Annotated in this window: 21 protein-coding genes; 2 read left to right on the top strand and 19 right to left on the bottom strand. The window is 69.6% G+C overall.

Annotated features, from left to right (window positions below; translation table 11 throughout):
* Positions 1-48: 48 nt before the first annotated feature.
* From BM204_RS10985 to BM204_RS11020, 8 genes are read right to left on the bottom strand one after another with little or no spacing between them, the layout of a single operon-like run.
* Positions 49-825: an SDR family oxidoreductase gene (locus tag BM204_RS10985; protein WP_091113075.1), complete on the bottom strand. Its 777-nt coding sequence runs from the start codon at positions 823-825 to the stop codon at positions 49-51.
* On the bottom strand, positions 825-2,312 hold the full coding sequence (locus BM204_RS10990) for an NAD-dependent succinate-semialdehyde dehydrogenase (RefSeq protein WP_091113077.1): 1,488 nt from the start codon (positions 2,310-2,312) through the stop codon (positions 825-827). The genes BM204_RS10985 and BM204_RS10990 overlap by 1 nt, the downstream gene beginning before the upstream one ends.
* On the bottom strand, positions 2,309-3,370 hold the full coding sequence (locus tag BM204_RS10995; RefSeq protein ID WP_307725920.1) for an NAD(P)-dependent oxidoreductase: 1,062 nt from the start codon (positions 3,368-3,370) through the stop codon (positions 2,309-2,311). The genes BM204_RS10990 and BM204_RS10995 overlap by 4 nt, the downstream gene beginning before the upstream one ends.
* Positions 3,312-3,824 (bottom strand): formaldehyde-activating enzyme, encoded by a 513-nt coding sequence (gene fae, locus BM204_RS11000; RefSeq protein WP_091113082.1) that lies wholly within the window; start codon positions 3,822-3,824, stop codon positions 3,312-3,314. The genes BM204_RS10995 and fae overlap by 59 nt, the downstream gene beginning before the upstream one ends.
* Positions 3,817-4,746, bottom strand: a complete 930-nt coding sequence (locus BM204_RS11005; RefSeq protein WP_091113084.1) for a glycine betaine ABC transporter substrate-binding protein — start codon at positions 4,744-4,746, stop codon at positions 3,817-3,819. Before BM204_RS11005 ends, fae begins: the two co-directional genes overlap by 8 nt.
* Positions 4,747-4,794: 48 nt before the next feature.
* Positions 4,795-5,568, bottom strand: coding sequence for an ABC transporter permease (locus tag BM204_RS11010; protein WP_091113086.1), 774 nt, complete (start codon positions 5,566-5,568; stop codon positions 4,795-4,797).
* Positions 5,565-6,599: an ABC transporter ATP-binding protein gene (locus BM204_RS11015; RefSeq protein ID WP_246166526.1), complete on the bottom strand. Its 1,035-nt coding sequence runs from the start codon at positions 6,597-6,599 to the stop codon at positions 5,565-5,567. The genes BM204_RS11010 and BM204_RS11015 overlap by 4 nt, the downstream gene beginning before the upstream one ends.
* Complete coding sequence (locus BM204_RS11020; RefSeq protein WP_246166528.1) at positions 6,592-7,266, bottom strand: ABC transporter permease; 675 nt, start codon at positions 7,264-7,266, stop codon at positions 6,592-6,594. Before BM204_RS11020 ends, BM204_RS11015 begins: the two co-directional genes overlap by 8 nt.
* 116 nt (positions 7,267-7,382) lie before the next feature.
* Between BM204_RS11020 and BM204_RS11025 the strand changes: the two genes are divergently transcribed.
* On the top strand, positions 7,383-8,282 hold the full coding sequence (locus tag BM204_RS11025) for an IclR family transcriptional regulator (RefSeq protein ID WP_091113218.1): 900 nt from the start codon (positions 7,383-7,385) through the stop codon (positions 8,280-8,282).
* A 1,622-nt stretch (positions 8,283-9,904) separates the two neighbouring features.
* On the opposite strand, the gene BM204_RS11035 is transcribed toward BM204_RS11025, so the two are convergent.
* The 4 genes from BM204_RS11035 to BM204_RS11050 are packed head-to-tail and all read right to left on the bottom strand — an operon-like array spanning position 9,905 to position 14,698.
* A complete protein-coding gene (locus BM204_RS11035) occupies positions 9,905-10,630 on the bottom strand; it encodes a lipoate--protein ligase family protein (protein WP_143099727.1) in 726 nt (241 codons plus the stop codon).
* Between the two features lie 23 nt (positions 10,631-10,653).
* Complete coding sequence (lipA, locus tag BM204_RS11040) at positions 10,654-11,589, bottom strand: lipoyl synthase (protein ID WP_091113093.1); 936 nt, start codon at positions 11,587-11,589, stop codon at positions 10,654-10,656.
* Positions 11,586-13,082, bottom strand: a complete 1,497-nt coding sequence (locus BM204_RS11045) for an FGGY family carbohydrate kinase (protein ID WP_170259283.1) — start codon at positions 13,080-13,082, stop codon at positions 11,586-11,588. Before BM204_RS11045 ends, lipA begins: the two co-directional genes overlap by 4 nt.
* Positions 13,079-14,698, bottom strand: a complete 1,620-nt coding sequence (locus tag BM204_RS11050; RefSeq protein ID WP_091113097.1) for a glycerol-3-phosphate dehydrogenase/oxidase — start codon at positions 14,696-14,698, stop codon at positions 13,079-13,081. The genes BM204_RS11045 and BM204_RS11050 overlap by 4 nt, the downstream gene beginning before the upstream one ends.
* Positions 14,699-14,857: 159 nt before the next feature.
* Between BM204_RS11050 and BM204_RS11055 the strand changes: the two genes are divergently transcribed.
* Positions 14,858-15,808 (top strand): sugar-binding transcriptional regulator, encoded by a 951-nt coding sequence (locus tag BM204_RS11055; protein ID WP_170259284.1) that lies wholly within the window; start codon positions 14,858-14,860, stop codon positions 15,806-15,808.
* Here BM204_RS11055 and BM204_RS11060 read toward each other — a convergent pair.
* The 7 genes from BM204_RS11060 to BM204_RS11090 all read right to left on the bottom strand — a co-directional run bounded on the left by BM204_RS11060 (position 15,793) and on the right by BM204_RS11090 (position 22,251).
* Complete coding sequence (locus BM204_RS11060; protein ID WP_246166530.1) at positions 15,793-17,463, bottom strand: glycerol-3-phosphate dehydrogenase/oxidase; 1,671 nt, start codon at positions 17,461-17,463, stop codon at positions 15,793-15,795. The genes BM204_RS11055 and BM204_RS11060 overlap by 16 nt on opposite strands.
* Before the next feature lie 89 nt (positions 17,464-17,552).
* Complete coding sequence (locus BM204_RS11065) at positions 17,553-18,401, bottom strand: serine hydrolase domain-containing protein (RefSeq protein WP_218031352.1); 849 nt, start codon at positions 18,399-18,401, stop codon at positions 17,553-17,555.
* 8 nt (positions 18,402-18,409) lie between these two features.
* Positions 18,410-19,081 carry a dihydrolipoamide acetyltransferase family protein gene (locus BM204_RS11070; RefSeq protein ID WP_218031353.1) on the bottom strand — a complete coding sequence of 224 codons (672 nt, stop codon included), beginning with the start codon at positions 19,079-19,081 and terminating at the stop codon, positions 18,410-18,412.
* The gene (locus BM204_RS11075; protein ID WP_091113107.1) at positions 19,078-19,935 is read right to left on the bottom strand and encodes a class II fructose-bisphosphate aldolase; all 858 of its coding nucleotides are present in this window, start codon (positions 19,933-19,935) and stop codon (positions 19,078-19,080) included. Before BM204_RS11075 ends, BM204_RS11070 begins: the two co-directional genes overlap by 4 nt.
* A 27-nt stretch (positions 19,936-19,962) precedes the next feature.
* Positions 19,963-20,205, bottom strand: coding sequence for a biotin/lipoyl-containing protein (locus BM204_RS11080; RefSeq protein WP_091113110.1), 243 nt, complete (start codon positions 20,203-20,205; stop codon positions 19,963-19,965).
* 43 nt (positions 20,206-20,248) lie between these two features.
* On the bottom strand, positions 20,249-21,268 hold the full coding sequence (locus BM204_RS11085) for an alpha-ketoacid dehydrogenase subunit beta (RefSeq protein ID WP_091113112.1): 1,020 nt from the start codon (positions 21,266-21,268) through the stop codon (positions 20,249-20,251).
* Complete coding sequence (locus BM204_RS11090; RefSeq protein WP_091113115.1) at positions 21,265-22,251, bottom strand: thiamine pyrophosphate-dependent dehydrogenase E1 component subunit alpha; 987 nt, start codon at positions 22,249-22,251, stop codon at positions 21,265-21,267. The genes BM204_RS11085 and BM204_RS11090 overlap by 4 nt, the downstream gene beginning before the upstream one ends.
* Between the last annotated feature and the right edge of the window lie 9 nt (positions 22,252-22,260).

Consider the following 22,260-nt stretch of genomic DNA (forward strand, 5'->3'; position numbering starts at 1 on the left):
TTCTCGGGATGGGGAGGCATGTGCGAGGGGCGGTGCAGGAGCGGACGACTAGCGGACGAGGTAGCCACCGTCGACGGCGAGCACATGCCCGTTGACGTAATCGGAGGCACGGGACGCGAGGAACACCGTGGCGCCCATCAGGTCGGCGGGGTCACCCCACCGGCCGGCGGGGATGTGCTCGACGATGCGTCGGTTCGTCTCGGGCTCTGCGCGGGTCGCGATGGTGATGGCGGTAGTGAAGTAGCCCGGGGCGATGGCATTGACCTGGACGTTGTGCTCGGCGAGCTCATCGCAGTAGGCCTTGGTGAAGCCGACGATCCCCGCCTTCGAGGCGGCGTAGGCCGGCGACTGCCGCCCGCCGAGGAAGGAGAAGAGCGACGCGACGTTGATGATCTTGCCGGCGCCTTGCCGGACCATCTCGAGGCTGGCGTGACGGGCCATCTCGAAGGCAGCGGTCATGTTCACCGCGATCATGGGGTCCCAGTGGGAGCGGTCGAAGTCGGCCACGTCGGCGAGCACGCAGATGCCGGCGGAGTTCACCAGAATGTCGACGCCGCCCAGGTCTGCCACGCACTGGCTGACCACCGCGGCCGGCACCCCCTCCTGGGTGATGTCGGCCTCGACGAAGACGTAGGCGCGACCGCAGTCGGTGACGAGCTTCTCGGTCTCGCCCTCGTCCGGGGCGAGGCTGGGGACGAAGACGTCGGCCCCGGCCCGGGCCAGGGCCAGGGTGAAGGCGCGACCGAGCCCGGTGTTGCCCCCCGTGACCAGCGCACGCTTGCCCGCCAGCGAAAAGGTGTCCAGCGTGAAGTCGGTGATCTCCATCAGCTGGGCTCCTCAGTGGCGAACGGGTCGCGGATGCCGATGTAGACGGTTTCGAGGTACTCCTCGATGCCCTCCGCTCCACCTTCGCGTCCCATACCCGAGGCCTTGACGCCACCGAAGGGCGCGGCCGGGTTGGACACGACACCGGTGTTGATGCCGAGCATCCCGGCCTCGAGTCGCTCGGTGAGGCGCAGCGCCCGATCGAGGTCGCGCGTGTAGACGAAGGCGACGAGCCCGTACTGCGTGCTGTTGGCCAGGCGGACCGCTTCGGCGTCGTCGTCGAAGACCATGATCGGCGCCACGGGTCCGAAGATCTCGTCCTGCACGATCGCCATGTCAGCCGTGACGCCGGTGACGACGGTCGCCGGGTAGAAGTAGCCCTCACCAACAGGGACCGCCCCGCCGACGACGAGCGTCCCGCCGGCCGCGACGGCCTCGTCGACCAGCGTGGCCACCTTCTGGCGTGACCGCTCGTCGATGAGGGGTCCCAGGGTGGTGCCCGGCTCGCTGCCGGGGCCGACGACGAAGCCCGCCATCCGCTCGGCGAAGGTCGCGGTGAACTTCTCGGCGACCGAGCGGTGCACGAGGATCCGGTTGGCTGCGACACAGGCCTCGCCACCGTTGCGCATCTTGGCGACGATCGCACCGTCGACCGCCGCGTCCACGTCGGCGTCGTCGCAGACGATGAAGGGGGCGTTGCCGCCCAGCTCCATCGACACCCGCAGCACCTGGTCGGCAGCCTGGGAGATCAACCGACGGCCCACCTGGGTGGAGCCGGTGAACGAGAGCTTGCGCAGGCGCGGGTCGGCGATGACCGGTCCACTGACCTCGGCGGCGCTGGTGGTCGTGACGACGTTCAGCACTCCCGCAGGGACGCCGGCCTCGACGAGCACCTGGGTCAGGAGCAGCGAGGTCAAAGGGGTGAGCTCGGCCGGCTTCAGCACCATCGTGCACCCGGCGGCCAGGGCCGGGGCGATCTTCCGCGTGGCCATTGCGATCGGGAAGTTCCACGGGGTGATGAGCAGGCAGGGCCCCACCGGGCGCTTGCGCACAAGCAGCCGGTTCACTCCGTCCGGAGCGGTCATGTACCTCCCCGAGATGCGGGGTGCCTCCTCGCTGAACCAGCGCAGGAACTCCGCTCCATAAGCCACCTCGGCGCGGGACTCGGCCAGAGGCTTGCCCATCTCCCAGGTGATCAGCCTGGCGAAGTCCTCGGCACGCTCGGTCACCAGGGTGAACGCGCGCCGCAGGATCTCTGCGCGCACGCGGGCTCCGGTGCGGCCCCACGACTCCTGGGCGTCGTGGGCGGCGGCGAGGGCGGCCATCCCGTCCTCCGCAGAGGCATCCGCGACCTTCAGCAGGACCGACCCGCGCGCCGGGTCGACCACGTCGAAGGTACGTCCCCCGGCGGCCTCCACCCAGGAGCCGGCGATGAAAAGACCGGTGGGCACCGAGGCCAGGAGCGCCTCGTCGGTGAGCGCACTCATGCGGGGACCGCCTGAGTGCCGACTGGGCCGTCGACAGGACCGTCGAGCCGCAGGCTTTGCCCGATCAGGTCCTCGTAGAGCTTGAAGGGGGTCATCTCGCCGGCCTGGTCCCCGTAGGAGGCCCTGGCCCGGCGATAGACCTGCTCCACCAGCGACGAGACCTCGACCGGGACGCCGACCGACCGGGCCAGGTCGATCGACAGGCCCAGGTCCTTGCAGGCCAGCGCGATCGCGAAGCCCTCGTCGTAGTCGCCGTCGTTCAGGATCGACAAGACGTCGCGCTCCAGGAAGGTGCTGTTCGCCGGGCTGGCGATCAGGGAGTCGCGCAGGACATCGAGGCGCACCCCCGCTCGTACGCCGACCGCCAGCACCTCCGCCGTCGCCACCAGGTGGGAGAACCACAGCTGGTTGATCATCAGCTTGGTGGCGTAGCCGGCCCCGTGCGGACCCACGTGCAGGATGCGCTCGGGGTCACCCATCGCCTCGAACACCGGCCGCCAGCGCTCGACGTGGTCGGCGTCGCCCCCGATGAAGATCTGCAGCCGCCCCATGGCCGCACCCACGGACATTCCACTGACCGGGGCGTCGATGACCACGATGCCCCGGTTGGCCCCGCGTCGCCGCACGTCATCAGCCACGGCGGGCACCGACGTGGACATGTCGATCCACGTGCCCCCGTCAGGCAGCCCCTCGAGGATCCCGTCGGCCCCGTTGAGGACCTCGCTCACGATCGCCGGCGTCGGGAGCATGGTGATGACCACGTCCGTGATGGCTGCGACGGCCGCCGGAGATGCGCCGACCTCCGCGCCCAGGCTGACGAACTCCTCGAGGACCTCGAGTCGGGTGTCGTGGACGACCACGGGGAACCCGGCCTTGAGAAGGTTCCTCGTCATTCCGGACCCCATACTTCCCAGGCCGATGAAGCCGATCCGGGGGGGTTGGGTGTGCTGCATGGCGTGCTTGTCCTCACTGGGGTGCGGGCGGTGGCCCGGCGGATGGTCAGGCTGGCGGGGTGTAGAAGGGGTTGTGCAGGTCCTGCCGGGCGGCGAGCACCTCATCGGTGCTCGGGAGGCGCTGGGCCCCGTTCGTCAACGCCGTCATGGTGGCCTCGCGGTTGTTCCGGTAGACCTCGTCGGCATCGTCGGCGGCCGGGTTGACCCAGACGGCGACCACGAGGGCGCCGGCGTCCACGGCGTCCCCGGTGATGACGCCGGAGGCGACCGCGTCCGCGACCCCGCCGGCGACACCGGCCTGGGCGGGACCCCAGATCATCACCCCGTGCTCGTCACTCGCGGGTGCGGCCTTGGTGACGAACAAGGTCACCGGCTTGACGGGGACCCCCGGCTTCAGCACGGCCATGAACGGCACGTGGCCACTGCTCGGCGTGGCCAGGGCCGTCGCCCAGGCCGTGCCGACTGGACCGTTCCGGTCACCGAACACGGTGTTGATGTGCGCGGCGTTGGCGCCCGTTCCGATGAACGACTCACCGATCTCGACGGTGGACTCAGCCATCGATGAGACCCTGCTCGGTCAGCCAGTCGATGGCGATGTCCTCGGGGTCCTCGCCATCGACGTCGGCCTTGGCGTTGAGCTCCTGCATCTGCTCGGTGGTCAGCAGGCTCGAGACCTCCGCCATCACGTCGGCGATCTCCGGGTACTCCTTCAGCACGTCGGCGTCCATGGTGAGGGCTCCCTGGTAGACGGGGAAGAACTTCTTGTCGTCCTCGAGGACGAGCAGGTCCATCGCCTTGATGCGACCGTCGGTGGCGAAGACCTCGCCGAAGTTGCAGTCCTTGCCATCCTGCGTAGCCGTGTAGATCACGCCGGTGTCGAGCATCACCAGGTCGTCGTCGGAGACGCCGAACCCGTAGGCCCCCTTCAGACCCGGCCAGCCGTCGTCACGGGTGCTGAACTCGCTCTCGATGCAGAAGGTCTGCTCGGACGGGTCGAGGGCGGCGACATCGCTGAGCGTCGTGACACCCAGCTCCTCCGCCTTGTCCTGCCGGATGGCGAAGGCGTAGGTGTTGTTCAACGGCGCGGGGTCGAGCCAGGCGATCCCGTTGGCGGCGTCGGCCTCCTTGACGGCATCGAACTGCTCCTGCGGGTCGGTGATCGGGGTGGTCTCCTGGTTGTAGGTGATCCACGAGGTGCCGGTGTACTCCCAGTAACCGATGAAGTCACCGTTCTCGAGAGCCTGGCGCACGTTGGCCGAGCCCACCAGCTGGGTGTTCACCTCGACATCCGCGCCGTTCGCGTTGAGTAGCTCGCCGGTGATGTGGGCCAGGATGTACTGCTCGGAGAAGTCCTTCGAGCCGATGGTGCCGGTCAGACCTTCGAGCCCACCACCGCTGGAGCTGGAGTCGGAACCGCCACCGCAAGCGGAGGCCAGCGCCACAGCGCCGAGGGCGAGGGTGAGCGGGACGATCTTCTTCATCTGCGTCTTCTTTCGTCGTTGAATGAGAGGGCGTGCGTGAGGTGGGGGCTAGAGGCCGCGTGGGCGGGCGAAGTCCTCGACGAGTCCGGCGAGCCAGTCGATGAGGATGGCGATGCCGGCGACGAGCGCAGCACCGACGATGAGCACGGGGTAGCGCTGGAGCTTCAGACCGTTGACGATCATGTCGCCGAGACCGCCGGCGTTGATGAAGGTGGCGATGGTGGCCACGCCGACGGCGAAGACGAGCGAGGTCCGCAGACCAGCGAGGATGACCGGCGAGGCGAGGGGCAGCTCGACTCGACGCAGCACCTGCCAGCCGGTCATGCCCATGCCCAACGCCGACTCACGGATGGCACTGTCGACCTCCGCGAGGCCCGTGAGCGTGTTGCGCAGGACCGGGAGGAACGCGTAGGCCACCAAGGCGATGAGCGCGGTCGAGAAACCGGTCTTCCACACGATCGCGAGGAGGATGACGACGCCCACCGCAGGAGTCGCCTGGCCGATGTTGGCCAACGTCAGCACGACGGCTCGCAGGATCCGCGACTGGGACCGGTGGATGAGGACTCCGGCCGGGATGGCGAGCAGCGCGACCAGTGCGGCGGCGGAGAGTGACAGCACGAGGTGCTCACGGACCCGGTCGACGATGTAGTTGGCGTTGAGGGTGCGCTTCTCGATGGAGTCGAGCTCGAGGGACGCGAGCCAGAGCGTCGTGCCGAGGGCGAGGAGGGCCACGACCACGGGCGCCGCGAGGACGCGGGCGATCAGGGCGCCCCGAGAGCGCTGGCCCAACGGCGCAGCCGTGGCAGTGGCGGGCGCGGTCATCGCGCGGCGCTCCCGCTCAGGCCCGCCTGCGTCAGCGCGGCCGAGATGTCGGCGTGGGTGAGCTGGCCGAGCCGGTTGCCGGTGGGGTCGATGACGTCGACCGCCTCGGCTCCCGTGACCACGAGCAGGTTGAGGGCGTCGCGCAACGTGCTCGCCGGGTCGATGCTGGGTCGACCACCGAGATCTCCGGTGGCCCCGCTCAGCCGCGCGGTCCCCACCGGCATCAGCGCGAGGCGCTTCAGGGCCGCACCGGAGCCGATGAAGGAGGCGACGTACTCGTTGGCGGGCGCCGCCAGGATCGCGGCAGGGGTGTCGAACTGCTCGACCTGGCTGCGTTCGCTCAGCACCGCGATGCGGTCGCCGAGGCGCACGGCCTCGTCGAAGTCGTGGGTGACGAAGATGATCGTCTTGCCGATCTCGGCCTGGAGCCGGAGGAACTCCGACTGGAGCTTCTCCCGGGTGATCGGATCGGTCGCACCGAACGGTTCGTCCATGAGCATGACCGGCGGGTCCGCTGCCAGTGCCCGGGCGACGCCGGCGCGCTGCTGCTGACCGCCGGACAGCTGGCGGGGATAGCGGTCGGCGAACTCTGCGGGGTCGAGCTGGACGGTCTCGAGCAGCTCCTCGACGCGCGCCGCGATCTGCTGCTTGGACCAGCCGAGCAACCGGGGCACGGTGGCGACGTTCTCGGCGATCGTCATGTGCGGGAAGAGCCCGATCTGCTGGATGACGTAGCCGATGTGGCGGCGCAGCTCGTGCGGCGACAGGCCAAGGACGTCCTGGCCATCGATCCGGATCGACCCGGAGGTCGGCTCGATGATCCGGTTGACCATCTTCATCGTGGTGGTCTTGCCGCAGCCGCTGGGACCCACGAACATCACCAGCTCGCCTGGCTCGATCCGCATCGAGAACGCCTCGACGGCGCTGACCTTCTGACCGGGATAGGTCTTGGTGACGCTGTCCAGCTCGATGCTGACGCCTCCAGGACTGGTCGCGGAGGACGGGAACAAGGCGTTGCTGTGATCAGGCACGAAGACCCCTCGGAGTGGTGTAACGGGTGATCAGGATGAAGACGGCGTCGGCCACGAGGGCGAGGACGACCACCCCGACGGTTCCGCTGAGTGCGTAGTTGAGTGCGTTCTTGGAGCCCAGCGAGGACAGGCCCCTGAAGATGAACTGGCCCAGCCCGGGCCCGGCGACGTAGGCACCGATGGCGGCGATGCCGATGGCGAGCTGGGTGGCGACGCGGATGCCGGTCAGGATGATCGGCCAGGCCATCGGCAGCTGGATCCGGATCAGGACGGTGCTGGGCTTCATGCCCATGCCGCGCGCCGACTCCAGGACGGGGGCCGGCACCTCGCGCAGCCCGACCACGGTGTTGCGGATGATCGGCAGCAGGGAGTACATGACCAGGGCGACCACCGTCGGACCCCACCCAAGACCGAAGAGCGGGCTCAGGATCGCGAGCAGTGCCAGGGACGGGATGGTCAGGATGATCGCTGCGGTGGTGATGGCCACGGAGCGGCCGATGTTGCGGTCCCACACGAGCAGGCCGATGCCCACGCCAAGCACGGTGGCGATGCCGACCGACAGCGCGACGACGATGAGGTGCTCGGTCGTCATCTGGACCAGGTCGTCGGACCTCCGGTCGAGAAACGTTCCGAGGCCATCGAGGGCCATGGGCACTGAGTTGGCCACGCTGAACTCCCATCGTGTGACGACGCTCACAGGTCGTGAGCAGTGAACATCCCACCGTCGATTCCACTTACACAACACGCCTTGCGTATATGGCAACGCCTGACTACTTTGCTGCCATGACGCGTACCTCCGGAAGCCGGCCTCCAGCACGTCGCAACACCTCGGGACTGGCTCGGGACCTGGAGATCCTCGACCTCCTGGCCAGCCCGGAGGCGCAGCGTGAGGGTGGGCTACGCGTGCTGCGCATCGCCGAGCTCGTGGGCCGTGACAAGGCCGCGGTGTCTCGCGCCCTGGCCACGTTGGCCGACGCCGAGCTGTTGGCCCGCGACCCGGAGCGACTCACCTACCACCTCGGGTCCAGGCTCTATGCGCTGGCCGCGAGGACCGGGGAGGCGGCGCTCACGCAGCGCGCCCGTCCCTTGCTGCGACAGATCGTGCAGTCCGCCCGTGAGACGACCCACCTGTGCGTCCTGCGGGGCGGCAACGTGCTGACCCTGGTGAGCGAGCTCAGCCCGCACGAGGTCGGCACGGCGGGATGGGCGGGGACGACCTCTGCTGCCTGGCGGACACCCTCGGGCCGCGTCCTCATCAGCGACTGGGACCGCGCTTCGGTCGACTCCTGGTATGCCGCGCACGGTCGAGACCGGGCACTGGTCAACCCCCAGGAGTCCCGGGCCCCGGGAGCCTTCTCGGTCCTCGTCGAGCCGCCCCCGGACACGCTCGCCGTCCGCGACCTCGCCACGCTGCACACCGAGCTCGAGCAGATCAGGCAGCGTGGCTACGCCACTTCCGACGAGGAGCTCGAGCAAGGCGTCGTAGCCGCGTCGGCGCCGGTGTGGGACGCTACCGGCTCTATCGTGGCGGCGCTCAACGTGAGCGCCCCCAAGTCCCGGTTGGGCCAACGGCTAGAGGATCTCGGCGCCTACGTGGCCAGGTGCGGCGCCACGCTCTCAGCAGAGCTGGGAGGCCCGGCGCGCTCGACCGCGGCGGTCAGAACAACGGGCGCCCGACGCTGAAGCGCTGATCTCACCCCGCTGGAGGTCGTCTGCGACGCTAGGCGTCACTCCCGCGTGGCCTGTGCGGTGATCCGTGTCCCAAGGTCGTCCAGCTCGTCCGCCAGCGACGAGGTGACCCACACCTGGTTCCGCGTCCGGTTGGTCAGTGGACGGATGACGCCCGCTTCGTGCAGTCGGTGGATAGCCGAATACCCGATAGCGGTGGCCCCGCCGACTCGTCGCTCGGCCTCCTCGACGGAGAAGACCGGGTGGTCCAGGAGGCTGTCGAGAATCTTGGCGGAGGCGCTTCCCCTGCGCGGCTTCCCTGCGCCCTCCCGCCACACGGTAGGCATCTGTGAAGGTCGATCGGCGGTAGTCCACGACTTCTGTGCCGCGATCATCGAACCCCGCGAGAAGGACGCGATGATGGGTCCTGCGTCGCCGGTGCGGCAGGCCTCGAGGGAGTCGAACTAGGAGTCGCGTCGGGCAACGATCACCGACGCCAGGGGCACAGCGACGCGCCGAGTCGTCCCCCGCCTGCGCAGGATCGTGTGGATCAGGGGTCGGCCGATGCGTCCGTTGCCGCCGGTGAACGGGCAGATCGACTCGAACTGCGCGTGGGCGTGTCAATGGCTGGGCCAGAACTCCAGTGTCGGTCCTGTTTGAGAAACGGAGCAGGTCATCCAGGTAGGCGTCGACAGCGCGCGGCGGCGGGACGTACGACGCATTGCGTGGCGAATGGTCAGAGCTCTCAATCCAGTTCTGCATGTCTCGCGCTCGGCCCGAGTAGACACGTCCATGGGGATCGTCTGCCATAAGGATCCCCTGGGCGCGGTAGATCTTGTCGAGGTCGATGGCGTGACCGTCTTGCACAGATCGAATGAGGTCGTTGAGTGCTGTTGTCGAGGCCACCATCGACACCGCAGACACGTTCGGCTTGGGATCGTGCAGGGCTCGGGCATAGCGCTGCACTCTCACGCAGGGCAGCGTCCATCTCGGCGCCGACGCGCGATGGCATGAGCACGTCCAGGTCGGCAATATTCGGAGGCAGCCAGACGGTCACCTCCCGCAGTCTCGACCGGACGGGCGGAAGAGCCCGACGACGTCAATAGGAGGCGCTCTCGGGAGGTACGGCGGCCCCGCGCTTGATTGTGCATTCTCGTGGGTGGAGCTGAGGGGATTCGAACCCCTGACCTTCTCGTTGAGAACCGAGGCTCTCCACCTCTCGTCGAATCTACGCGATTCTCTGAGAAAACATGCTCTGAGCTGCACTGATGCCGAAGTCGCTGTGGCTGGCAGCCTTGACTGTACCCGAGTGTCTCGGACGTTCTCTGGCCTCTTCGGGCCCGAAAGTGCTGACTTTCCGCTGACACCTCGCGGATCCGCACCTGATGGAAAAACCCGAGGACCGGACCCCTCTGCGGCGTACGCTGGGGTCTGCTGCACGATCAGGTGGCCTGCCGCAGACCCCTGCTTCTGTTGATGACCAGCCCGGATCAGAGCGATCGCTCGGGCACGGAACGCGCCAGGGCAGGCCGGGGCACGCCTGGAGATAGCTCGGTTGAACCCGACTCCACCGGCCCTCCCCACCTGAGATCGCGCAATCTCTGGTCGAGCTGCGCGTATCAGCACGTGTGCCGGGGTTACCTGACGGGCACAAGCGTGAGGGAGTCATCCCGCGACCCCTCATGCCCCGTCAGTGGGTCGAGGAGGCGACCGAGATGGGAGGCCACGACCGCGGCGGCTTGGTCGAGCGTTATCCCGGGCACCCACTGATCCACGGAGCCGACGGTCACCGGGTCAAGCGGCAGACCGAGGGCGGCGTAGGCCGCGGTCAACATATGGCGCACCGGCTCGGGGTGGGCAACCGAGAGGACGGCGCAGAAGAGGTACCCGTCGCGGAACAGCCGCTGTCCGGTTCCGGCCAGCTTTGCCCGGCCACCGACGTTGACGCTCCATGCACCGTCGCAGTACTCGCCCGGGACCGCACCGATCCGCAGTTCCGGTACGCCGAGCACCGTCAGCGCGCCAGAGAGCGCCTGGGAGACCAGCGAAAACCGGTCGCGCAGGCCCAGTCGCGGGTGCGGGTGTGACCCCCACAGGTGCAGGACCAGACACCCTTCGTCGTAGCCGGCGAGGTGACCGCCGACCGGCCGCACCACCGGCTCGAATCCCCTGGCGGCGACGACCTCGGCGGCAGCTGGGTACCCCGGCAGCAAGGTGTCACGACGGCTGAAGGCAGCCGTGGGGGCACAGCGCGACACCAGCAGCACGGGCCTGGCCGTGCCGGGTTGCTGAGAGGCGGAGGCGAGCACACCGCGCAGGTCCTCGGACCCGGTGACCGGGGCCGGCCGGCGCAGCACGGTCAAGGGTCCGTCGCCGAACGGCCCGGTCACGAGTCGGACCGCCGATCGCAGGCTTGCTGGTATAGGCGCCCGGCGCGGTACGACGAACGCACCAGCGGTCCGGACATGACCCCGGAGAAGCCGATCTCGTCGGCCTCGTCCTTCATCTCCACGAACTCCTCGGGCTTGACCCACCGCTCCACGGGGTGGTGCCGGGCCGAGGGGCGCAGGTACTGCGTGATGGTGATCAGCTCGCACCCGGCCTCGTGCAGGTCACGCAGGGCCTGCGAGATCTCCTCGCGGGTCTCACCCATGCCCAGGATCAGGTTGGACTTGGTGACCAGGCCGAAGTCGCGCGCCTGGGTGATGACATCGAGGGAGCGGTCGTAGCGGAACGCCGGGCGGATCCGCTTGAAGATCCGCGGGACCGTCTCCACGTTGTGGGCCAGCACCTCGGGACGCGACTCGAAGACCTCGGCGAGCAGGTCGGGCTTGCCGTTGAAGTCGGGGATGAGGTTCTCGACACCGGTGCCGGGGTTGAGCTCGTGGATGGCGCGCACGGTCTCGGCGTAGAGCCAGGCGCCGCCGTCGGGGAGGTCGTCGCGGGCGACGCCGGTGATCGTGGCGTAGCGCAGCTGCATCTTCTGCACCGATTCCGCGACGCGGCGGGGCTCGTCGCGGTCGAGCGGCTGGGGCTTGCCCGTGTCGATCTGGCAGAAGTCGCAGCGGCGGGTGCACTGGTCGCCACCGATGAGGAACGTCGCCTCGCGGTCCTCCCAGCACTCGAAGATGTTGGGACAGCCGGCCTCCTGGCACACGGTGTGCAGCCCTTCGGACTTCACCAGGCTCTGGAGCGCCTTGTATTCCGGGCCCATCTTGGCCCGGGTCTTGATCCAGTCGGGCTTCTTCTCGATGGGGGTCTCGGCGTTGCGGACCTCGAGACGGAGGAGCTTGCGGCCTTCGGGGACAGGAGCGGTGGTCACGAGACACCACCCGTCACCGTGCGGACGGCGGCCTGCCAGCCGGCGTACAGGCCCTCACGCTGGTCCTCGGACATGGTCGGCTCGAAGACGCGGTCGACCTCCCACCGGGCGGCCAGGTCGTCCAGCTTCCACAGGCCACCGGCGACGCCGGCGACGTGGGCGATGCCCATGGCGGTCTGCTCTAGCTGACGCGGCCGGACCACGGGCACCCCGAGGATGTCGGCCTGGAACTGGCACAACAGCTCGTTGGTGGTGGCCCCGCCGTCGACGCGCAGCTCCCGGACGTCGTAGCCACCCGTGCGGAAGGCCTCGACGTTGTCACGGGTCTGGTAGGCCATCGCCTCCAGTCCGGCCCTGACCACGTGGGCCCTCGTGCTCTCCAGGGTGAGCCCGACGATGCTGGCCGAGGCGTCCCGCGCCCAGTGCGGAGCGCAGAGGCCGGCGAACGCCGGGACGACGTAGACACCGCAGCTGTCCGTCACCCGGGAGGCGACCTCCTCGCTGCGCTCGTCCGGACCGAGGAGCTCGAGCTTCTCCCGCATCCAGTGCAGGGTCTGACCGCTGTGGAAGACGACCCCCTCCGCCTCGTAGTGGGTGGTGCCCTCGAGGGTCCACGCCACGCTGGCGGTCAGCCCCTCGAGAACGGCGGGGCGATCACCGGTGTTGGCGGTCAGGACCCCAGCCGTCCCGAAGGTGTTCTTGACCGAACCACTGGCCAGGCAGCCCTGCCCGAACATGCCGGCCATCTGGTCGCCCATGACGGCCGTGATCGGGAAGGGCGACGAGCCGGGCAGCCCGGTCTCGGACGGATGGGCCTCTCCGAAGACACCGTCGGAGGGGAGGACCTCGGGCAGCACCGACAGGGGCACACCCGCCGCACTGCACAGCACCTCGTCCCACGCCAGGTCGGTGAGTGAGAAGAGCGCGGTGCGTGACGCCTCGCTGGGATCGGTGGCGTGGCTGCGCCGGCCGGTGAGGTTCCAGACCAGCCAGGAGTCCAGCGTGCCCGCAGCGAGCTCGCCGGCCTCCGCGCGCGCCCGGGCACCGGGCACCTTCTCGAGGATCCAGGCCAGCTTGGCGGCACTGAAGAACGAGTCGTTGAACAGCCCAGTCCTGGAGCGGAACTCGTCGTCGAGCCCCTCGTTGCGCCAGCGCTCCACGATCTCGTCGGTCTGCTTCGACATCCACATGATCGCCGGGTAGACGGGCTCACCGGTCGCGCGGTCCCAGAGCAGACAGGTCTCGCGCGAGGTCGTGACCCCAGCACCGGCGATGTCGTCGGTCGTGGCCCCCGCCGCCGTCAGCGCCTCGCCGAGCGAGTCGCGCAGGCCGCGCCAGAGGTGCCACGGGTCCAGCTCGACCCAGCCCCGCTGCGGGAACAGCGGCTCCGTGGGACGGCTGGCCTGGGCGACGACTCCGCCACCCGCCTCGACCAGCACCGCCCGCGCGCTCGTGGAGCCCAGGTCGAGCGCCACCGCGAGGTGGCGGCTCACCGCTCGACCACCACCGCGACGCCCTTGGGCACCGCGAGCCGGGTCAGCCACTGCTGGTACTCGGCGATCTCGGCGGCGCGGTCCCCGCCGGACCAGCCGAGGAGCTCACCGAGCAGTTCCGCCGCCGCGTCTACCACATCGAGGCCGTGGCCGGGCTCGAAGGCCAGCAGCACGCGGCGCGCCAGCACGTCGGTGAGGCTGCGCGCGAGCTCGTGGCGGACTGCGAAGACCAGCTCCGCGGCGATCGCGCCGGTCGGCTCGTGGAGCACCGCGATGAGCCGCTCGTCCCCCTCCGCCTCGGCCAGCACGTCGACGCAGCGTCCGCCGTAGAGGGCGACGAGGCGCTCGACGGTGCGCGGCGCCAGACCGCGAGCGAGCAGGAATCGGCGGCTCTCGTCGAGGTCGCCGACCGCGCCGGGCAACGGCAGGCTGGCGGTGACGCACTTCGGGCTCTTGCGGCCGAGCCGCTTGAAGACGTCGTCGACGGCGTCCTCCGCCAGTTGGCGATAGGTCGTGAGCTTGCCGCCGACCACGCTGACCAAGCCCGGCAGGTCGGGCGCGTGGTCGTGGAGCACGTGGGAGCGCGGGACCTTGGACTCCTCGACACCGGGCGCGTAGGGCAGCGGGCGCACCCCCGAGTAGGTGAACAACACCTCGGCCGGGGTCAGCCCCGCCCCGGGCACCAGCGTGTTGACCTCCGAGAGCAGGTAGGTCATCTCGTCGACGTCGCACCGCGCGAGGTCGGGGTCATCGTCGAAGCGCAGGTCGGTGGTGCCGATGAGGTAGCGGCCCATCCACGGGATCACCAGGACCAGCCGGCCGTCGGTCTTGGACTCGTAGTAGACGACGTCGTCGGGAGCGCCGGGGAACGGGTCGACCACGAGGTGGCTTCCCTTGGTGCCACCATTGAGCCGCGGCTGCGGCGGCGCGCCGCGCTGAAAGATCCGGTCGATCCACGGACCCGCCACGTTGAGGACCACGTGACCACGGACCTCGTGGCTCTCCCCCGTGGTCGTGTCGACGTAGCGCACACCGACCACGCGGCCGGCCTCGAGCACGGGCTCCTCGACGCGCGACTTGGTCTTGATGACCGCCCCGACGCCGGCGGCGGCCAGCGCCACCTCGACGCAGAGCCGCTCGGCATACTCGACCTGGCCGTCGGTGAAGACCGCGGCGCCCCCGAGACCGTCGCGTCCGATGCCGGAGAAGCGGCGCAACGTCGCGCGGGTGTCGAGGATCTCGTGGCGGTCGGTGCGCTTGTCGAAGGAGAGGGCGTCGTAGACGAACATCCCGAGCCGGATGAGCCGGGCGGGTCGCCGGTTGTGCGAGTAGAACGGCATCAGCAGACGACGCGGCTTGACCAGGTGGGGCGCCAGTCGGAAGAGAAGCTCGCGCTCGCGCAAGGATTCGCGCACCAGGGCGAAGTCGCGGTGCTCGAGGTAGCGCAGCCCGCCGTGCACCAGCCGCCCCGACCAGGCCGAGACCCCGCTGCAGACGTCGTCCTGCTCCAGCAGCACCACGCGCAACCCGCGCAGCGCAGCGTCGCGCGCGACCCCGAGCCCGTTGATGCCTGCCCCGACGACGATCACGTCATACGGGATGCTGTCGTCTTCCATGGGAGTCCTCGTCCTTGAATATCTATGCTGATGGTGCATGTAGAATCAGTGTCGGGGTTCACACCTCCGGTGTCAAGGGATCCCACCCCTACACTCAGGTCGCGATACGCGCCCCGCGACCACGAGCACACCCCCGACCACGCACGACAAGGACCCGATGTGAACGACGTCGATCAGCAGCGCCTGATGATCAAGGTGGCGCGGCTCTACCACACCCACGGCGTGCGCCAGACCGACATCGCCCAGCGGCTGCAGATCTCGCAGTCCCGCGTCTCGCGGCTCCTCACCCAGGCCGAGGAAGCTGCGGTCGTGCGCACCGTGGTGGCCGTTCCGCTGCACATCCACGCCGACCTCGAGGACGCGATCGAGGGGCGGTACCCGGTCAGCGAGGTGCACGTCGTCGACGCCGTCAGCGCCGCCGAGGACGAGCTCGGGCGCGACCTGGCGCACGCGATGGCCGCACTGCTGCAGGACGTCACGTTTGCGGCCCCCGTCATCGGCTTCACGTCCTGGAGCCGAACGCTGCGGATGGTGGTCGAGGCCCTGCAGACGCTGCGCACGCAGACCGAGCAGGTGGTGGAGATGCTCGGCGACCTCGGCCCCCCGGAGCTGCAGCACGACGCCGCCCGGTCCACGCAACGACTGGCGTCGCTCGTCGGCGGGCAGCCGGTCTTCCTGCGCACCCCGGGCGTGGTGCCCGATTCCAGCCTGCGGGAGCTGGTCATCGAGCGCGATCTCTACGTGCGCCAGGCGTTGGAGCAGCTGGACCAGCTCGACCTCGCTCTCGTGGGCATCGGCGCGTGCGAGGTCGACCCCGCGCTGCGCTCGGGCGACAACTTCTTCACCAACGAGCAGTTCGAGCAGATGCGCAGCCGCGGTGCGGTGGGCGAGGTCTGCCTGCACTTCCTCGACGCCGAGGGCGGGGCCGTCGAGGGTGGGCTCGACGACCTGGTCGTCGGGGTGACTCGCGAGCAGCTGCGCTCGGCCGGCCGCCGATGGGCCGTGGCCGGCGGCGCACGCAAGCACGAGGCCGTGAAAGCGGCACTCCTCGGCGGGTACGTCGACACCCTGGTCACCGACTCCGAGACTGCGGCCTACCTGGTCAGCTGACCCGACCCTCCGGCGCCTTCCGCGCGAGACGTACGCCGGACCGTCGTGGCCGCCCGCCGCGACGCGGCGGCCCGGGTGTCCTCGAGCTCCTCCTGCGAAGCGAGCTCGGCGGCCACCCGCGCGAGGTAGAGCGCGACCTCACGCTCGGCGGCACCGTCGTCCCACCCCAGCAGCGGCCCCACGAGGGCGGCCACGGAGCGCGCCGACTCGCTGCCGCGGTGCGGGGTCTCCACAGAGATGCGGGTGCGCCTGGTCAGGAGGTCGTCCAGATGGAGCGCAGCCTCGTGGGTGACGGCGTAGCGGATCTCGGCACGCAGGTAGTCGGGGGCGCCGGCCACCGGCTCCAGCAGGCTCGGGTCATCGTCCGCGGCGGCGAGCACCTCGCTCACCAGCGTCCCGTAGCGGCCCAGCAGCCGGCGCATCCGAGGCTCGGACACACCCAGCTCGGCGGCCAGGACCCCGCGCCGGTTGTCGGTGGCGACATAGCCCTCCGCACCGAGGAGCGGCAGCCGGTCGGTCACCGAGCCGGACACCCTCACGTCGAGCTCGCCCACGGCGACGTCGACCGCGTCGCGAGCCATCACGCGGTAGGTCGTGTACTTGCCACCCGCCACCGACACGAGCCCGGGGGCGGTCCGGGCGACGGCGTGCTCCCGCGACAGCTTGCTGGTCTTGCTCGAGGCGCCGGCAAGCAGCGGCCGCAGACCGGCGTAGACCCCGATCACGTCGTCGCGGGTCAGCGGGTCGGCGAGGACGTCGTTGACGCGGGCGAGGATGTAGTCGATGTCGGCGCGACTGGCCGCCGGGTGCTCGCGGTCGAGCGCCCAGTCGGTGTCGGTGGTCCCCACGATCCAGTGGTTGCCCCAGGGGATCACGAACAGCACCGAGGTGGGGGTGCGCAGGATCAGCCCGGTGTCGAGCCCGATTCGCTCCCGCGCGACGAGGAGATGGACGCCCTTGGAGGCGCGCACCTCGAACGGGCGATCGTTGCCCGACAGTGCGTGCAGGTCGTCGGTCCAGACGCCGGTGCAGCTGACCACGACCCCGGCGGTGACGTGGCACTCCGCACCGGTGTCGGTGTCGCGGAGCACCGCGCCGCACACCCGATCGCCGTCGCGCACGAGCTCGACGACCTCGGTCGAGGTGCGCACCACCGCTCCGTGCGCGGCCGCCGTACGAGCCAACATCATCGTGTGACGGGCGTCGTCGACCTGGGCGTCGTAGTACTGCACCGCACCCACCAGCGCCGTGTGCTTGAGTCCAGGCGCGAGGGCCCGTGCTCCGCGGCGGCTGAGGTGGCGGGCCCGGGGCAGCGAGCTACGTCCGCCCAGCCGGTCATAGATCGCGAGCCCAGCGCCGACGTACCAGCGCTCCCAGGCCCGACGGGTCAAGGGATAGAGGAAGGCGACCGGCGAGACCAGGTGCGGGGCGAGCAGGGTCAGCATCAGCTCACGCTCGCGCAGCGCCTCGCGCACCAGGGCGAGATCGAGCTGCTCGAGGTAGCGCAGCCCGCCGTGGAAGAGCTTGCTCGACCGCGACGAGGTGCCGCTGGCCAGGTCGCGCGCCTCGACCAGGGCGACGGACAGCCCGCGCGAGGCGGCGTCGAGGGCAGCTCCGGCGCCGGTGACCCCGCCGCCCACGACGAGCACGTCCACGTGTCCACCGTCCAGGAGCTCCCAGGCAACTCGGTGCTCGTCGGGTCCCAACCGACCTGGCTGCGGGCGAGAAGGATGATCAGCGCTGGTCACGGGGCCACCCCGGCGATCCCGGAGGGTGCGACGGCGTCGAGCACCCGGCTGGCCAGCCGGGGCCAGGCCTCGGCAGCCCAGGGTCCGAATGGCTCGGCTCCCGCCGCGACACAGGCCACGCCGGCGACCGGGTCGACCCAGAGGAAGGCCCCGCTCTGCCCGAAGTGGCCGAAGGTCGTCGGCGACGCTTCGGGTGCGGTCCAGTGAGGGTGCTTGTGGCCGCGCAGCTCGATCCCGAGACCCCAGTCGTTGGGCCGCTGCCCGCCGAAGCCCGGCAGCACGCCGCCGAGAGCGGGCAGGGTCGGGCTGGTCACCGCCGCGACGAGACCAGGGTCCAGGACTCGCGGAGCGAGCAGCTCACTCGCGAGGCGGGCCAGGTCGCCCACCGGGCCGACCATCCCGTGGGCGGGCGAACCCTCCAAATGACACCCACCCATGCCGAGCGGGTCGAGGACGGTAGCGGACAGCACGGTGGCGAAGGGCTGGCCCGCGCGTGCTTCGAGGAGCTCAGCCGCCAGCTCGATGCCGCGGTTGGAGTAGATCCTCCGGGTGCCCGGCGGAGCCAGGACCCGGTCTTCGTCCATCGACAGCCCCGACGCGTGCGCGAGGAGTATCCGCAACGTCGAGCCTTTGGGTCCGGCGGGTTCATCGAGGTCGAGCATGCCGGTGCGGGCGGCGTGCACGACGGTGAGCGCGGTGAGCACCTTGGTGACCGAGGCCCACCGATAGGCCTCGTCGACACCGGCCCGGCCCACTACGCCCCCGGGTGCCACCACGGCGATCGCGGCCCGGCCTGGCCACGTGGCCAGCTCAGCGGCCAGCACGCTGCTCAGGTGTGTGTCCACGACCGTGGTCAGACGCTCTCGAGGTGGGTGCGCAGGGTGCCGAGGAAGGCAGCCCCCGTGGCCCCGTCGACGGCGCGGTGGTCACAGGTCAAGGTGAGCTGGGCGGTCGGTCGCCAGACCGGGCCGTCGTCCTGCCACACCTGGCGCTGCCGCGTGCTGCCCACGGCGAGGATCGCCACCTGCGGCACGTTCAGGATCGCGTCGAAACGGTCGATGCCCATCATGCCCAGGTTGGAGACCGTGAAGGTCCCGCCGGTGACGTCGCTCATCTGGAGTCGTGACTCGCGGGCCCGGGTGGTGAGGTCACGGCGCGCAGAAGCGATGCCGACCAGGTCGAGCCGGTCGACCTGGGCCACCACCGGCACCATGAGCCCGGCATCGGTGGCGACCGCGAGGCCGAGGTTGACGCTCTCGAAGGTCGTCACCGCCTCGTCGCCGTAGTGGGCGTTGAGCGCCGGGTGTGCCACCAGGGCGCGGGCACAGGCCTGCAGGAGCGCGTCGGTGACGGTCGCTCCCTGCACCCGGTCACGCACGCCCAGGGAGGCGGTCATGTCGACCTCGACCTCGAGGTGGAAGACCGGCGCCTCCCAGGCGGTGATCATTCGGCGCGCGGCCGTTCGCCGGATCCCCTTGAGCGGGGTCGTGACCGAACCCGCCTCGGTCTGCTCGGTCACGGTCACGCCAAGACCGTTCGTCGGGCCCGGCCCGCACAACCGTAGAGGCGCATCTTCTCGACCGTCGCCGCGACCATCCGGTCGCGCCCCTCGGCCATCGCCTCCTCGAGCTGGCGATCGCCCTGCCGCCACACGTCCTCCATACCCGCGCGGAACGCGTGGCGCAGGTCGGTGTCGGCGTTGAACTTGTGAACACCGGCGGCCATGGCCTCGCGGACCTCGTGCTCGGGCAGCCCCGACGCACCGTGCAGGACCAGCGGGATGCCGGTCGCTGCCTTGATCTCCTTGATCCGCGCGATGTCGAGGGGCTGCGGATCGGCCAGCGGTACGCCGTGCACGATCCCGACCGAGATGGCCAGGAAGTCGACCCCGGTCTCGGCCACGAAGCGCTCGGCCTCCGCGACATCGGTGTAGTACGACGCCCAGTCGACCTTCTCGTCCGCGTCCGGGATCTTGCCGAGCTCGGCCTCCACCGGGATACCGAACTCGTGAGCCACTTCGACCACCTTGCGCGTGGTGCGGATGTTCTCCTCGAACGGCAGGTGTGCGCCGTCGTACATGATCGAGGTGAAGCCGAGCTTGATCGCCTCGAACACCTCGTCCCACGGCCCGTGGTCGAGGTGGATGACGTACTCCGCCTCCGACTCCTCAGCGATCCGCCGCGTCATCTCGTAGGCAGCGTGGATGCCGAGGTGCGGCACGATCGCGCGACCCACCTGGAGGAACACCGGTGATTCCGCCTGCTCGGCGGCACGCACGAGCGCCTCGGTCGTCTCCGGGTTGTGCATGTTGAACGCGCCGACGGCGTAGCCACCGTCGCTCGCCGCTGCCACGATGTGGCGGGGGTCTACCTGTCCCATGACGGACTCCTCTCTCCGGTCCGCGACTCAGTCGGACTCGATGACGGCCACGACGGTTCGGACCTCGACGGTCTCGCCCTCGGGCACGCTGATCTCGATGATCCGGCCGGTGGCGGGAGACTCCAGGGTCTCCTCGACCTTCTCGGCCTCGACCTCCGCCAACGGCTCGTCCTCGGTGACGCTGTCGCCGACACCCTTCAGCCAGCTGGTGATGGTGCCTTCGCTCATGCCCATGCCCCACTGCGGGAGCAGAACCTCGACCTTCGCCATGTCGTTCTCCTTCTCGATCGTTGTGCCGTTGTGGTCAGGGGGGTCAGGCCTGAGTCATGACCCGCTCGCCCACGACCGTGCGAACGGCGTCGGCGATGGTGGTGCGGCTCGGGTAGAGCTGCTTCTCCAGCGCAGGGCTGAAGGGGATCTGCGTGTCGGGAGTAGTCACCCGGATGATGGGGGCGCGCAGCGACTCGAAGGCCTCCTCGGCCACGATCGCCGAGATTTCTGCAGCGGCCGAGCAGGTGCGGTGCGCGGGGTCGGCCACGACCAGACGGCCGGTGCGTTGCACCGAGCTGATGATGGTCTCCTTGTCGAGCGGGACCAGCGTACGAGGGTCGATGACCTCAGCGGAGATGCCGCTCAGGGCCAGCTCTTCGGCCGCGGCCACAGCCTCGGGCACCGCGCTCGAGATCGCCACGATAGTGACGTCAGTGCCCGGGCGGAGGATGTTGGCGACCCCGAACGGGATGCTGTACTCCTCCTCGGGCACCTCGCCCTTGGTGCCCCACAGCGTGCACGCCTCGAAGATCAGCACCGGGTCGTCACTGTCGACCGCCGCCCGCAGCAGCCCCTTGGCGTCGTAAGGCGTGGAGGGGACCACGATCTTGAGGCCCGGCACGTTCATGAACATGGGGTAGGGCCGGTCGGAGTGGTGGGCGCCGGTGTTGAGCCCGTAGAACATCGCGGACCGGAAGACCACGGGCAGCGACGCCTGGCCGCCGAACATGTAGCGGTTCTTGGCGACCTGGTTCACGAACTGGTCCATGGCCATGTAGAGGAAGCTGGAGTAGGACAGGTCGACGATCGGGCGCAGTCCGGTCATCGCCGCACCGGCAGCAGCACCGACGATGACCTCCTCCGAGATGGGGGTGTTGCGGATCCGGTTTCTCCCGAACATCTGGAGGAAGTCACCTTCTTCGGCACGCGACTTGCCCGCGCCGCCGGTGGTTCCGTAGACGTTGGCCTCCACGTCCTCACCGATGATGACGACGCGCTCGTCGGCCTCCATGGCCTCGCGCTGGGCGGCGCCGATGGCTCCGAGGTAGCTCATGATGGTCATGCGAGCGCTCCGATCGGGTCGGTGTAGAGGTCGGCGAACGCGACACTGGGGTGGGGGTAGGGGCTGGCATCGGTGAAGGCGACGGCGTCGTCGACCTCGGTCAGCACGGACGCCTCGAGCTCGTCGAGCTCGTCGTCCAGGGCGATGCCGTCGGCCACGAGCCGACGGCGGAACAACACGATCGGGTCCCGCTCGAGCCAGCTGCTGCGCTCGTCCGCGTCTCGATAGTCGGTGCCCAGTCGCAGGCCCTCGGAGTGCTCGTTGAAGCGGTAGGTGACCACTTCGACCAGGCTCGGGCCGTCACCGCGGCGAGCACGTTCGACGGCGCTGTTGACGGCCTCGTACACCGCCAGGACGTCTTGGCCGTCCTCGACGCGGACGCCCGGCATGCCGAACCCGGCAGCGCGGTCGGCGATGACACCGGAGGTCACGGTGTGCGCCGGCGTGGACAGCGCGTACTGGTTGTTCTCGCACAGGAAGATCACCGGGAGGTCCCAGACGCCGGCCAGATTCATCGCCTCGTAGAGACAGCCCTGGTTGGCGGCACCGTCACCGAAGAAGGCGAGCGACACCTTGCCGTTGCCGAGCACCTTGCTCGACAGCGCGGCGCCGGTGGCGATGGGGATCGAGGAGCCGACGATCCCGGACTCCCCCAGGCTGCCTACCTTGAAGTCAGCCAGGTGCAGCGAGCCGCCCTTCCCGCCGCACACGCCGGTGGCCTTGCCGACCAGCTCCGCCATCAGCGGCCCCAGGGGCGAGCCCTTGCCGATGGGGTGCCCGTGGCTGCGGTGGTTGCCGGTCATGTAGTCGCGGTCGCCCAGCGCCATGCACGCACCCACGACCTGGGCCTCCTGGCCGATGCTCGTGTGCACCGTGCCTGGGATGTGCCCACGCTTGACCATCTTCGAGGCTCGCTCGTCGAAGCGGCGGATGCGCAGCATCCTGCGCTGCATCTCGAGCAGTATCTCTGGGGAAAGGTTCATCATTCCTCG

It is taken from the genome of Nocardioides psychrotolerans (assembly GCF_900113685.1).
Classification (GTDB): Bacteria; Actinomycetota; Actinomycetes; order Propionibacteriales; family Nocardioidaceae; genus Nocardioides; species Nocardioides psychrotolerans.

Bases quoted from the DNA above. Each gene is read 5' to 3' on its own strand.
- BM204_RS10985 (WP_091113075.1), bottom strand. From the start codon at position 825: ATGGAGATCACCGACTTCACGCTGGACACCTTTTCGCTGGCGGGCAAG.
- BM204_RS10990 (WP_091113077.1), bottom strand. From the start codon at position 2,312: ATGAGTGCGCTCACCGACGAGGCGCTCCTGGCCTCGGTGCCCACCGGT.
- BM204_RS10995 (WP_307725920.1), bottom strand. From the start codon at position 3,370: ATGAGGTGCTCGCCGCCCGGCAGGACCTGCACAACCCCTTCTACACCC.
- fae (WP_091113082.1), bottom strand. From the start codon at position 3,824: ATGGCTGAGTCCACCGTCGAGATCGGTGAGTCGTTCATCGGAACGGGC.
- BM204_RS11005 (WP_091113084.1), bottom strand. From the start codon at position 4,746: ATGAAGAAGATCGTCCCGCTCACCCTCGCCCTCGGCGCTGTGGCGCTG.
- BM204_RS11010 (WP_091113086.1), bottom strand. From the start codon at position 5,568: ATGACCGCGCCCGCCACTGCCACGGCTGCGCCGTTGGGCCAGCGCTCT.
- BM204_RS11025 (WP_091113218.1), top strand. From the start codon at position 7,383: ATGACGCGTACCTCCGGAAGCCGGCCTCCAGCACGTCGCAACACCTCG.
- BM204_RS11050 (WP_091113097.1), bottom strand. From the start codon at position 14,698: ATGGAAGACGACAGCATCCCGTATGACGTGATCGTCGTCGGGGCAGGC.
- BM204_RS11075 (WP_091113107.1), bottom strand. From the start codon at position 19,935: ATGGGACAGGTAGACCCCCGCCACATCGTGGCAGCGGCGAGCGACGGT.
- BM204_RS11080 (WP_091113110.1), bottom strand. From the start codon at position 20,205: ATGGCGAAGGTCGAGGTTCTGCTCCCGCAGTGGGGCATGGGCATGAGC.
- BM204_RS11085 (WP_091113112.1), bottom strand. From the start codon at position 21,268: ATGACCATCATGAGCTACCTCGGAGCCATCGGCGCCGCCCAGCGCGAG.
- BM204_RS11090 (WP_091113115.1), bottom strand. From the start codon at position 22,251: ATGAACCTTTCCCCAGAGATACTGCTCGAGATGCAGCGCAGGATGCTG.